At 37.6% G+C, this 12551-nt stretch carries 14 protein-coding genes and 3 pseudogenes; 2 read left to right on the forward strand and 15 right to left on the reverse strand.

Annotated elements, in window-relative coordinates; genetic code table 11:
• Positions 1–987: 987 nt before the first annotated feature.
• From L6H98_RS28290 to L6H98_RS31295, 5 genes are all read right to left on the reverse strand, one after another.
• Positions 988–1485, reverse strand: coding sequence for a hypothetical protein (locus tag L6H98_RS28290; protein ID WP_236421051.1), 498 nt, complete (start codon positions 1483–1485; stop codon positions 988–990).
• Between the two features lie 2 nt (positions 1486–1487).
• Positions 1488–1718, reverse strand: coding sequence for a hypothetical protein (locus L6H98_RS28295; RefSeq protein WP_236421052.1), 231 nt, complete (start codon positions 1716–1718; stop codon positions 1488–1490).
• 658 nt (positions 1719–2376) lie between these two features.
• On the reverse strand, positions 2377–2913 hold the full coding sequence (locus L6H98_RS28300) for a hypothetical protein (RefSeq protein WP_236421053.1): 537 nt from the start codon (positions 2911–2913) through the stop codon (positions 2377–2379).
• A gap of 542 nt (positions 2914–3455) precedes the next feature.
• Positions 3456–3899, reverse strand: a complete 444-nt coding sequence (locus L6H98_RS28305; RefSeq protein WP_236421054.1) for an SMI1/KNR4 family protein — start codon at positions 3897–3899, stop codon at positions 3456–3458.
• 23 nt (positions 3900–3922) lie between these two features.
• A complete protein-coding gene (locus L6H98_RS31295) occupies positions 3923–4216 on the reverse strand; it encodes a deaminase domain-containing protein (protein WP_290371501.1) in 294 nt (97 codons plus the stop codon).
• A gap of 457 nt (positions 4217–4673) precedes the next feature.
• On the opposite strand from L6H98_RS31295, the gene L6H98_RS28315 reads away from it, so the two are divergent.
• Positions 4674–4904, forward strand: a complete 231-nt coding sequence (locus L6H98_RS28315) for a hypothetical protein (RefSeq protein ID WP_236421055.1) — start codon at positions 4674–4676, stop codon at positions 4902–4904.
• A gap of 37 nt (positions 4905–4941) precedes the next feature.
• Here the strand turns inward: L6H98_RS28315 and L6H98_RS28320 are convergent.
• The 4 genes and pseudogenes from L6H98_RS28320 to L6H98_RS28330 all read right to left on the reverse strand — a co-directional run.
• A pseudogene (locus L6H98_RS28320) lies at positions 4942–5073 on the reverse strand (IS5/IS1182 family transposase); the annotation flags it as partial.
• A gap of 50 nt (positions 5074–5123) precedes the next feature.
• Positions 5124–5285 (reverse strand): transposase, encoded by a 162-nt coding sequence (locus L6H98_RS31465; RefSeq protein WP_356724693.1) that lies wholly within the window; start codon positions 5283–5285, stop codon positions 5124–5126.
• Positions 5286–5471: 186 nt separating this feature from the next.
• The gene (locus tag L6H98_RS28325) at positions 5472–6050 is read right to left on the reverse strand and encodes a suppressor of fused domain protein (RefSeq protein ID WP_236421056.1); all 579 of its coding nucleotides are present in this window, start codon (positions 6048–6050) and stop codon (positions 5472–5474) included.
• A gap of 31 nt (positions 6051–6081) precedes the next feature.
• The gene (locus tag L6H98_RS28330) at positions 6082–6390 is read right to left on the reverse strand and encodes an HNH/ENDO VII family nuclease (RefSeq protein WP_290371502.1); all 309 of its coding nucleotides are present in this window, start codon (positions 6388–6390) and stop codon (positions 6082–6084) included.
• Between the two features lie 181 nt (positions 6391–6571).
• Here L6H98_RS28330 and L6H98_RS28335 point away from each other — a divergent pair.
• A pseudogene (locus tag L6H98_RS28335) lies at positions 6572–7658 on the forward strand (IS3 family transposase).
• Between the two features lie 122 nt (positions 7659–7780).
• On the opposite strand, the gene L6H98_RS28340 reads toward L6H98_RS28335, so the two are convergent.
• The 6 genes and pseudogenes from L6H98_RS28340 to L6H98_RS28365 all read right to left on the reverse strand — a co-directional run bounded on the left by L6H98_RS28340 (position 7781) and on the right by L6H98_RS28365 (position 12363).
• Complete coding sequence (locus tag L6H98_RS28340; protein WP_236421057.1) at positions 7781–8269, reverse strand: SMI1/KNR4 family protein; 489 nt, start codon at positions 8267–8269, stop codon at positions 7781–7783.
• On the reverse strand, positions 8266–8406 hold the full coding sequence (locus L6H98_RS28345) for an HNH endonuclease (protein WP_356724750.1): 141 nt from the start codon (positions 8404–8406) through the stop codon (positions 8266–8268). Before L6H98_RS28345 ends, L6H98_RS28340 begins: the two co-directional genes overlap by 4 nt.
• A 571-nt stretch (positions 8407–8977) precedes the next feature.
• Complete coding sequence (locus L6H98_RS28350) at positions 8978–9337, reverse strand: hypothetical protein (protein ID WP_236421058.1); 360 nt, start codon at positions 9335–9337, stop codon at positions 8978–8980.
• Positions 9338–9357: 20 nt separating this feature from the next.
• Positions 9358–10331: pseudogene (locus tag L6H98_RS28355) on the reverse strand (hypothetical protein).
• Positions 10332–10730: 399 nt separating this feature from the next.
• Positions 10731–11096 (reverse strand): ribonuclease toxin immunity protein CdiI, encoded by a 366-nt coding sequence (gene cdiI, locus L6H98_RS28360; protein ID WP_236421059.1) that lies wholly within the window; start codon positions 11094–11096, stop codon positions 10731–10733.
• A 19-nt stretch (positions 11097–11115) separates the two neighbouring features.
• Positions 11116–12363: a CdiA family toxin C-terminal domain-containing protein gene (locus L6H98_RS28365; RefSeq protein ID WP_236421060.1), complete on the reverse strand. Its 1248-nt coding sequence runs from the start codon at positions 12361–12363 to the stop codon at positions 11116–11118.
• Positions 12364–12551 lie beyond the last annotated feature (188 nt).

The following is a 12551-nucleotide window of genomic DNA, read 5'->3' on the forward strand; positions in this document are numbered from 1 at the left end:
AAATTTAGGTTGAGGTACAGCATTCTCATGTGCACCTGGAGGCTTTGATCTCCAAACTTTCTCCTCAAAATCCCAAGATTCTGGATTTCTATAATATTCCTTTCCTGAATCCATTCGGGCTTTTTCATCTAATTCATGTGCTTTTAACTGCTGAAACCATTTTTCTGTTCTGGCGTTAGTTCTCCTTCCATTGCCTTATGAAAAGCATATATTACTTCAGTAACGGAATAGCGTCATTTAGGCTATGAAATTAAATCATCTAATGTGCGTACAACCGAAAATAGAAAAATGTTTAATACGGGTATTACATGGGTTATATGTGTTCTTGGTTGAATTATGAGTTCATTCAGCGTGGAGTGTTTTTGAAAAGCTGCCACTTAAATGATTATATTTTTTAGAATGGAGTGGCGAAAAAAAGAAACCACAATACGGCGGTTAGCTCACATTGTGGTGATATTAGTAATATTGTGAGTAGATTGTTTTTATCAGAACCAGAATCTTATTCTAAACATTCTTAACGGCTCTTGATAAATCTGTTAATTCATCTAAGCTAAGTTCCTCATTAATTGAATCCATTTTAAAGCCAATTATAGCATCAATAATTTCTTTAGAAATAGTTTGATTATTCTTCAATAGTATTTCAGCCAAAGTAACATACACTGTAACTTTTACACTAGGAGTTCGATCGCACCTCCTCTTTAGGAAACTGAACATCCCACTTACCTTCCAACTTTTTAATTATTCTAATGTCTAATTGCACATGTTTAGACCAATATATTATTTTGCTCACATTGCTTCTTCCTATTTTTTTTTAATGACGGGTTGTTAAGTATAATTATCAAGTTTTAAAGGGCTAGGTTTGTCAACTGCTCTGTATAATCTTCCTTCGGCATTATAAACCCAATTATTTTTTTCATTAATTATTGGTTTATGAGGATCTTAATCGTCACTAAGCAGCCCACTCAATATTGAAAAATGTGAAAATTTTTACTCGATATAACCATTATCTAGCGCTTCCAAGGTTTCATCACTAATATCTAGCGGTTCCTGCTTATCCCAAGCAACATTTGCAATTAAAATAGCATTACCATTTATATATATATATCCTTCCCTTCTATGAAAAAAGCCACCTCTTTCATATAATTTTATTGCTGGTTCAAACAAATCCTTGTTATCTATAGCAATTGGGTTTTTCTCATCAATAAGAGCACATAATTCAAGGTAACTGGTAACAAGAGCTCTGTGGTAGGAATTGTTTATTTCATCTAATATGGAAATCACTTCAATGTTTTCATGTGGCTTCGTGATCGAATTTGAAATCATAATAAATGGAGGTACGCAAGTACCTGGGTACTCTTTTAAAAATTTTGTTGCTCTTCTCAAATACTCTCGACACAAATGACTTTGTGACATGGTTTCCTTTTCTCCAAGACAGCTCCAATCAATTACAGATATACGGTTAATCGCCTGTTTTAAATATTCCACATTTATTCTCCTTTTTCTTTTTCTTTTTCTATTTGTTTCTCTATCTTGTTTTGTTCAGAAAGATTATATTTAAACGCGCCATCAAACTCACCTCTAGGTTGAGGATCAGCTGCGTCGTGTGCTCCTGGTGGTTTATTACCAAAGGTATTCCAGTCAGGATTGTACGCACCAGGATTTTTGTATGGGTATCCTTGCTTCATAAGTTCAATTTCCGTAAGCTCATGTTTAATCATTTGTTGCAACCACTCTTTTTGAGATTGTTGTATTTACTCCAATCAATCTTTTCAATTTTAACAGAACCTTTACCCGTCACCTCAGTACCTTCCGAGTCCTCCCTCGGCTTATTAGCATTCGAATTCTCCTTAGGTTTATCTGACTGTGAGGATTCTGACGGGTTGGAATCAGCTTGCGGTTTATCCTCATCCTTTTTCTTCGATGCTTCAGGTTTCCAAGAGTTCACCTCATTCAGAGCTTCATCTTGGTTATTTTTATTCCTCGATGTCGTACTGTTTTTCGGCGTTGTTGTCGTATCTGTCTCACTTGTTTTCGACGAAGGCGTACGACTGGTATTATTCTTCTCCGTCTCTGATGAATTTTCGCTGGTTTAGGAGGTGATTCTGATTCATTTTCGATATTAAATCTTTGATATGCGTACAACCCATATTAAAGAAATCTTTATACGGTTATTACAAGGTTTATATATGTTATTGATGGAATAATGGGTTCATTCATCACTGGTGGTCTATTTTTTCAATAGCCGCCACTTAGATAATTGTATTTTTTAGCATATAGCGGTGGACAAAAAAGAAACCACAACACGGCTGATAGCTCGCATTGCGGCGTTGTTGATAGTGTTGAAAGATAGTTATATAAAACATTTTACAATATTCACTAATTCAAAACATCTTTGTCTATCTCCTCTAGATAACTATCACTAATATCCTCTGGTTCAAACAAACTAGAATCCGAAGATACAAATCGCGAACAAGTTAATCCCCCAATAATCAACAGTCCTTTATCATATTGTATTCTGCCCCCTCTTTCAAATAGCTTTATTATGGGTAAGTATAGCTCCTGAAACTGAACAGCGATCGGCACACCCTCCCCTATCAAATAAGCCCATTCCAAATAATGTCTACACACTTCTCTGACAAAAATACCTTTTACATTCTGGAGTGTTTCCGTACATTCATCTAATATATTTTTAGGTAATTGCATATCGATAAAGTCCATAGCACTAAATACTATTAACCTCATCGAATCTTTGTGAAAATAATCATAGAATAATGAGCTTCTTCTCAGGTGCTCAGACAACAACACAACATATGACGGTCTCTTAAACTCAATATGGCTCCAATCAATATTTCGAATAATGCATTTAGCTTCTTCAAAGAGCTTATTCATCTGTAACTCCAAGCCAGTATTCATTGCAAACTCCTCTATATTTTTCAATCCTGTACTTCTTACTTCTTCAGCTTTCTTTTCAGCAACAACATCAATCTTAACTTTAAATTCTTCCCAGGAGGGTCACCATACCTCTTCGTAAATTCATCCGTCCCCTAAGTTGTAAACTTAAAATTGGGAGTAAAGAAGGTGGTAACCATTTTTCTAATTACCACAATTATATCAGCTTGCTTGGCGTTCTATTAGAGTTGCCGCCGCTCTATAACTAAAAACAGCTCTATCATGGTAGTATCTGACCATAATCAACCTGCTGGATTTATCGGAATAGCGTTATTTAGGGTTTAAAATTAAAGCATTTGATGTGCGTACAACCGCAATGAAGAAATCTTTATACGGGTATTACAAGGGTTATATGTGTTATTGGTTAAATGATGGATTCATTCGGCACTGGGGGTGATCTATTTCATCTACCGCCATACATATAGAGGATAAAAAAAGACCACAATACGGGCGGCTAGCTCGTATTGTGGCACTATTGGTTATTATTGAATTAAACTCGATATATATCAGTCATACAATGAAATTAAAAATTCCGAAAGTGTATCACTAACTTTTTTGAAATCAGTTAGATCAAGACTTTCATCATAAAGATACACAGGTGGATTATCACCCTCATCCAAATTGAAAAACCAAAACATATATCCTTGGTGCATCATAAACACAAACTGATTATCTGTGAGTTTTTTTGAGAAACTATTTTCCTCTAAAAGTTCTACAGCCCATTCTTTTAACTCTAATATATACTTCATAGTATAATGTGTACCAGTCAAAAACTCTGCACCATTCCCAAACTTACTCATAAAATCTAAATAATTCGAGGGCAGCGTTTTTGTTGGAGAAAAATGTTTTAATTTTGTTAGCTCATCTTCACTACAAGGCTTCATTGGGTATGATTTTTTTTCTAATGTTAATAAGAATTTCTTTAACTCACCCTTATTTGAAATATCCATGTTAAATCTCCTCCATATTCTACTCAATTCAAGTCATCCAAGATTTGAACTCTCGTGACTTTGATATTCGGAAAATCAATTTGAAATTGATCAATAATATCATTACAACTTTTACAAATAGGGTTATGTGAAATAATTTCAATACTGCCTTTAACATGAGGATTATTTTTGAACCTTTCTCTCAGATATTCTATCATCTTTTGCTCTGTATCTCGCAACCTTCCTTTATTATCTGACCCTCTATATTTATAGTGATTTTTAGGTGGTCTAGGATAGTTATTTTTATGATTTGGATGATTTGGATCATATCCACTCATTGATTCAAGATTTATTGATACGTGTTGTTTTTACACTTACTGATCAGAATTATCTTTTTATCAAGAAGACGCACTTACAGTAGTTATTGATCTCAGGTCCGGAAAAAATGGGCACCCGCTTCTTGAGCGTAGCAGATGAAATCGGCGAGTAATAAAAAAACTGCGAGAAAACGAGGGTAACAAAAACAGGTCAATTATGGTAGTATCGGACCATAGTCAACCTGTTTGATTGTATCGGAATAGCATTATTTGGTTATAACTGTACTTGCCCAAAATTGGTTCCATGAAATGTAAAAAGAGACACACCCGACTCTCTGCGTAAAATAGAAGTATCACCAACCCCCCCGCGCAGAGGTGAACAAGCTTTGCTTCCTACATCTAAAAATCGAATACCAACCTGGTGACCGTTAGCTCCTCCGCTTATCGAATATATCGTTATGAAGGAAAACTCGATCTCTTGGAATACGCCGTCCTGCTGCTGTATTGGAAAGAGGGGAAAGGTTTTGATCCCAAGCAAATGAAAGCTTTTCTAAGTACGGATGTTTCACTAAGCAATGATGAGATTCTGAGTTATTATAGTAAACGTTGGGCGATAGAAACGTATTTTCGAACCGCGAAAGTCCATCTGGCCATGGATTGTTACCATTCTCGATCAACTCAAGCGATTGATCATTACCTGACCCTGTAGATTCCCTCGCTTGCAGAAGCTTTTAGCCCTGAACCGAGTCATGAGCTTCACCATCCGTTAATTCGAAACGTAGTGGATTTCCTAACGCATCGACGATGGCATGAATTTTGGTACTTCATCCACCACGGGAACGTCCGATCGCTTGCTTGCTTTTGCCCCTCTTTGCGCCCGATCATGGTGATGAACACGCACAATCGTGGCATCAATCATAATACTTTCTCATTCGTTATCCAGGGAGACAGCCTTCATCACCTTATCCCAAATCCCGGCGTTCTGCCAACGTCGAAAGCGAGTGTACACGGATTTCCAATGGGGAAAGTGGTCAGGAAGATCACGCCATGGGGCGCCTGAACGTGCAACCCAAAGCATTGTATTTAACATGATTCAGTTGTCCAAAGCGGGATGTCCTCCTTGTGGTTTTCGTTCAGGTGGAAACAGATCTCGGACTCGCTGCCATTGGTCTCTTTGATCTCATATCGAGTATTCATCTAAACTATTTAACCCATGCATTACTATTTAAACGGTTTGAAGACACAGCTTAGCTGATTTGACACTAGTAGCACGATACTACAAAACTGATTTTCGTTCAATATCGAAAATATCAATCTGCTTCTGCTCAAATAGGTCTTCAAGTTTATTGGAGCCATATTCTTGAGCAAATAAGTATTCATTTTCAGAAATTGGGACAGCAAGCAACCATGCAACTTTTTTATCTAGAGAATCAATTGTTTGTAATTGCTCTTCCCAAAGAAATGGAGGCACGAAGAGCATATGTTTCATGTCTATATCAGGATAATACATCTTCACCACATCATTGAATATTGCGCCTGGATAAATCGGCATTTTTGAATTAATTATACAAAATGCACAAGTTGCTAAAATATTCGAAAATTTTTTATGGCTTGTTGCACTTGCCCCTACAATTTCTACCCTCAAAAACTTCCCATCTACAATTTTTCCTATTGAATGCATATATAATCCGAGAGTTGCATATGACGTAATACCTTCCCATGGTCTATCAACAGTTGATAAAATATCAATATTACCCACTTCATCATCATCCCAATATTTGTGAATAACGGGATTCCCACCTAATGCTTTTAAAGCTGATTTAGCGAGCAATTTACTATCATTTGGTATTTCCATTATCCCCCCTCCTGCTCCAACACTCCTAAACTTAATCTCCGAAATAATTGTCCGTTAAATCTTCACCCTTATGGCTGTGATTGGATTCTGGGAGCTCCGGATAGTAGTGTTTAGGATTGTTGTGCTCATCTAGAAATTGTTCTCTTGTTATACCTCTTTGTTGTGCACTTTTCTTATGCTTTCTAAATTCATAACCTGGCTTATGCCCCATTTCCCATGGCTCGTCTTTGTTCATTATGACATTAGTCAATGGATCTCTTACATTACCATCTTCATCTTTAGCATTATCCCAAACCGCATCTCTTACACCATTTCTATATATTTTCAATTTGAAACTCATTCCATGTTATCGTGCTAGAAGCACTATTATCCATCCCCTCAACACTTTCCGAATCGTCCTTCCGTTGATCCGAACTCCCCCTAGGTTTCTCCGATGTAGTGGTGGATCGGCTACACTTAGTTGGACAGAAAAAATAAGGGCTTTAGAATAGAACTATCATATTAAGGAGCGGATTTCTACAATGCCTAAACAACAACGACGCACATTCACAACGGAGTTTAAAAAACAAATGGTAGAGCTCTATGAAAACGGCAAGCCCAGAGCTGCCATTGTGGAGGAATACGACCTCACTGCTTCGGCTCTAGACCGTTGGATCAAGCAATCGCAGGCCACTGGCTCTTCCAAAGAGAAGGACAACCGTTCACCTGAAGAAAACGAATTAATGGCTATGCGTAAAGAGCTTGAGCGTCTACGGATGGAGAACGACATTTTAAAGCAAGCCGCGCTGATCATGGGACGAAGGTAGCTATCATCCAGAATAACCGTGAACAATACTCGGTATCAGCAATGTGTAATGTCCTCGAAATCGCCAAAAGCACCTTCTATCATGAAGCGAAGGAAAAGCCCAATGTAGATGAGCTCACGGAAGCTATTGTGGAGATATTCCACAACAATCGAAAAGTCTACGGTACACGAAAGATAAAAGCCAAGCTTCAGGTCGAATCATGCAAGAGCAAGGCCTCGTCTCCGCGTACACCGTTGCCCAGTTTAAACCTCACAAAACGGCCTGTAATGAGGCAACAACGGCGAATGAACTGGGTCGTGAGTTTAATCAGACGGAAGCAAAGCGCTTCGTGGTAAGCGAGCTCACATATGGGAAGGTCGGGTATCGATGGCATTACGTTTGCGTCCTCATTGACTTGTTCAATCGCGAGATCATTGGCCATAGTGCAGGTCCACATAAAGACGCTGCTCTGGTTTCCCCTGCCTTCGCAACGGTAGAAGGCGACTTGAGCCAAATCCAGTGGTTTCATACGAATCGTGGGAGTGAGTTTAAGAACCATACGATGGACCAGCTTTTAGGCATGTTTGGTATTGGCCGATCACTCAGCAAGAAAGGATGTCCTTACGATAACGCCGTGGCCGAAGCCACCTACAAGATCATGAAAACGGAGTTTATTTACCAGATGGAATTCCGAAACCTCCGTCATTTGGAATTGGAATTATACGACTACATCAACTGGTTTAACAGGCACCGAGTTCATGGATCACTGGGATATTTGACGCCTGTTCAGTATCGTCAAGCAGCCCTTAAAAAAGTTGTCTGATCTAATGTTGACAATCCACTTTCGTGTGTCTTCATCTATCAAATGAACCTAAAAAAACTCACTCCTAATTATAGTTTTATATAGGAGTGAGTTCTGTATGTTATAGAATCTACAGACATTTATTAATCATGCAAGCTCTCAAGTAGTTCAGTGAATGAATTAGCCACAAAAAATATGTTCTCTCGCGCTCTTTCTTCAGCTTGTTCGACAGACAAACCTTCGTCCTGGACGAGAATTGATTTCTCCCACGCTCCTTCATGCTCCCAAAAAACGATCTTCGGCATATCTTCACTCTCTTTATAGTCAAAACAAATTAAGTTTCCAGCCGGATCGAATGCAAAAGGAATTACTCCAGTCGGTAATGTTTCTTTATAGTTCTCATAGACCTTCAAAAAGTTGTCTGGACTTGACTCATCAAATGACAGGAGAGAACCAAACACCTTTTGTTTATGTCCTACATCAAAGACTTCAGGTTCTACATTCGCACCATGATTAACCATCGAACATAATATATAGTCTAGTGGAAATCTATAACCTATTTTTTTTGAAACTGCATCAATTTCTTCTCGACTCACTTCTTTATCAGCAAATTGCCATTCAACATTCATCATCTTATTCCATCCCCCCATATCGCATTTCCACCCAAGTGATTTACGCCATGTGTATCTGTGACCACTAATTGCATTTTTCCAGTTACTTGATGATGATGCCAAGTTAAACCTTGAATTCTAGCTTTCCCCGCTTCAATCTGTGCTAATTGTTTCTCATTAAATTTACTTTTGGAACCTCTCCATTTTCAATTGCTCTTTGAGCAATCCATTCATTTTCTTCTGATGAACGGTTATCCTCCTCTTTGAAAGAACTCGAGGTCTTGGCTTGCTTGATCCAGCGATCCAGAGACGAGGCAGTGAGGCTATATTCCTCAACCAGATCCGCTTCTTAGGAAGATAGGTTTATTCTACAAGCCCTTATTTTTGTCCAATTAAGTATAGCTGATCCAGAGATTTTCTACAGTTGCGAGTAAATTGAAAAATCGTAAGAAAACAAAAAACAGATGAATTAGATCTGTCCGTAATCCACCTGTTTGATTATACTTTTTTTCTACACACGTATCTTTTAGTACATACAAGCAAAACATAGGTTATTGAGGTAAGGGGAGACATTTCACTCGACATTTGGTAGCCTATAAGTGGAAAGAGTACACTGAGTTTATTATCGCCTAAAGAATAAAAAAACTACAACACTAAAAATCCACAAGAATTCGGTGAGAGTTTTTTGCATACCACAAGATCAATTCTCCCCTTACTCTCCTACAAATTTTATATGTATAATTGGATATGACGTTCCTTTTTGGGTATGTCTTCATCTTTCAATAAATCCACTTGCGTTAATCCTTCCTTATCCCCAATACTAGCAATGAACAGAACATAGAAGTCCCCCAATAATTCCAACTCATCCGAGGTTCCCAACTCGAGATTATGGGCAAACTCATAGTCCAAAATGTAATTGATGATTTCGTTGCCCTCTTCCCCTTTGTAATCCAAAAACAAAAATCTTTTGGACGCCAAACCATAATTCAGCATACTGTAATATGTCGATGATTCGTCTGGGTCATTCAATATTTTATCAACGACCTCTGCATTTGCAAATATGATAGGTACCAAATCTTTCTGAACCATATGCTCGCCGCGCTCCTTTTCTATTCAAACAGATTTCCATACTGATTTGGGATATACTCAGGGTAATTTTCACGATAAAAATCATCAATCATTCGTAACATAGGGTCCCATTCTAGATAAGGTTCTGGATGTTTAATTTCCATTTTAGCCTCTGGTGTATTCATTAGGTAGTCATTGAATTCATCAGGGTTGGTTAAACCTAGACTTTTTCGTACATAAAGCAAAAACAGAATTTCGTAAGGATAAAATCCATACATATAATCACCAAATTCCTCAAACTGACCAATTTCCGCTGCTAAGTTGAGATGATAAATAGACATATCGGTGATTAGCACAGTGATCAATCCAAGATCAGATGTTCTCCATTGTTGCAACACATCTTCATACACACTCAGGTTCTCTGGAATCAAGCCTGTGTTTATGCCCTGCTCATTCAATCTCTTTATTGTATTTTTCGAAACCTCTATGTCCGTACCCCATATCTTCTGATTTCTAAATTGTAAATAAAGCTCTAAAAGAAACCATAGATGTTTATGGGTCTCCTTTACATTCAAATATTTTGTCCCAAATCGTTTTTCCATGAAGTTAAATAGTATGTTCTCCTCTTTCTCCCACCCAAAAATAACAAAATGGACCAACGCAATAATAATTTTTTCAAAAGAATACTCCAGCATCATATTAGGATACCGATCCTTATAAACATCTTGAGCCATGCATTGATAGAATACAACCTTTTGAACTGTTTTAAGATGCTCAGGGATGTTTCCTCCGTTAATGAGAACATCTTGTTTCCACAACGAGAGATGATAAGACAATACTGATTCAAGATTAATTAATAATATGTGATCTACAGCTTTTTTATTTTGCTCAATTATTTCTTTTATTTTTTTAAAATCCTCTGTGTACTCTTTTTTCACATCTTCCAACTTAATGCCATCTATAAAGTTTTTCCGATATTTTTAAAGGAAATATCTACTTTCTTTATGTTTATCATAGCCAACCTCCTTATATTTACTTTAATGCATTTTCCACGTTTTTACTTTAACCACATTCACACCAAAACCAACTTTCGTATATTTACATCGGCCTCCACTCTATAAAATTCAAACCGTAAATCAGGATACAGCTCCTATGGTAATCCATCTCTACCCGTCCGAAGAAAGTCCGTTCTCGTGAAACGTTTAGGCACTGGGGAACTGATACGTGGTTTCAGGTCGTGGAAAAGGTAAAGAGTGCATAGCCACACTCATTGAATGAAAAACGCATCTGTATACCGCGTTCCCATGCCTGATAGAACTGATTGTGTTTACGCTCTCTATGTTGAAGTTGTAGACAAGATTTGATTATTATATCTATCTAAGTCATGATATTGGTTAGAAATGTTCTCGCCAACTTATTCAATGTTGAACTTTTGTTTGATTTCCATTAATCGAGCTTCAACCTCATCCTTAACAATTGGATTCCGTATTAAATAATCCATACTTGCTTCATTTAGATACTGATAGAAAGTTGGGTAATCTAATACAATTCTCTGATCTTCCTCTACCGCAGGGTAGTCAAAAAAATAACAAACTCCCTCATCTCCGAAATAACCTTCTTCCCACTCATCTAACTCACCAGCAAAAACACACCAAACACTCTCACTACCACCAAACCCATTTCCATTGCAGTAGTTTTTAAGTGCATCTAAAAAATATTTCCCCTCAAGGTGTCGATAATACATATCTAATAATTCTTTCTCTGTTAATTTGACACTCATCAAATCACCCTCCTAGAAATTAGTCTGAAGTGGTCGGAAAGAAATTAGTCACTTTTCCATTTTCATTGAGGTAACCCGTGAATTTCAAGCCATTCGATGCTGTTCCTCGAATTTCCCTACCCACAATTTCTCCATTCATCATCGCTTCTTTCCCCCATTGTATTATTTGATCATTCGAGATTACACTTGGATCATATACAGTCTTAGGATGTGATATATTTTTATACTGATCAGGTATTACTTTCAATTCCCTATCAAGTGCTGGTATTCTATACTGAATTTGATAGACTCCAGGGATTGTGGGGTGTGGCGTTTTGGAAACAATAAGGTCATCAAAATTCCAACCTTGATCTGTTAAAATCTTTTCGAAACTATCTAAATTGTGACCTCCCACAACGCCTTTATTCCCTTTCCTTACAATACTCTGTGCATTTATTAGATGATCGTCAAAACCGTCTACATACTCGAATTTATTCTTAGTCACCCATGTAACATTATTATCTCCGTATTTAGATCTAAAGTATGCATCCCAGTCTTCGCCAAACATAGGTTTCTGGGCTTCCCAATTGTCATCTTCTCTATCATCGAAATCTTTCGTATCTTCCTTCAGCTTATGGACATTCGAATTCTCCTTAGGTTTATCTGTCTTGGAGGATTCTGGCGGTTTAGAATCATCTTTCGGTTTACCCTCATCCTTCTTCTTCGATGCTTTAGGTTTCCAAGAGTTCACCTCATTCGGAGCTTCATCTTGGTTATTTTTATTCTTCGACGTCGTGCTGTTTTTTGGCGCTGTTGTTGTATCTGACTCACTTGTTTTAGATGAAGGTGTGCGGCTCGTATTAGTGCTCTCCGACTCGGATGCATTCTTTGCTGGTTTAGGAGGTGATTCTGATTCATTTTCGTTTGGTTTGTTCTTCGACGCTGTGTGATTCGTTGATGGTTTTGTCGTGTCTGACTCACTTGTTTTCGACGAAGGCGTACGACTGGTATTATTCTTCTCCGTCTCGGATGCATTCTTCGCTGGTTTAGGAGGTGATCCTGATTCATTTTCGTTTGGTTTATTCTTCGACGTCGTACTGTTTTTTGGCGTTGTTGTTGTATCTGTCTCACTTGTTTTAGATGAAGGTGTGCGACTCGTATTAGTGCTCTCCGACTCGGATGCATTCTTTGCTGGTTTAGGAGGTGATCCTGATCCTGTTTCATTATCGTATACTTTTCCGCTTTCTGAAGCAGATTCGCCTGTTTTATTTTTCTTTTTATGCCCCAATTGCTGCCTTCACCAGACACGGCCCCCATCTTTTGACTATTTTCCAAAAAATTCTTACCGATAAGTTAAAAAACGCAAGGAAACGAAGATAACAAAAAACAGATCAATTATGGTGGTATCTGACCATAGTCACCTGTTTGATGTAAAGGTATATAATTATTTTAAATTATAAGTTGTTTGGGATATGA

Origin of the sequence: Paenibacillus sp. JJ-223, from assembly GCF_927798175.1 — a bacterium.
GTDB classification, from domain to species: domain Bacteria; phylum Bacillota; class Bacilli; order Paenibacillales; family Paenibacillaceae; genus Paenibacillus; species Paenibacillus hubeiensis.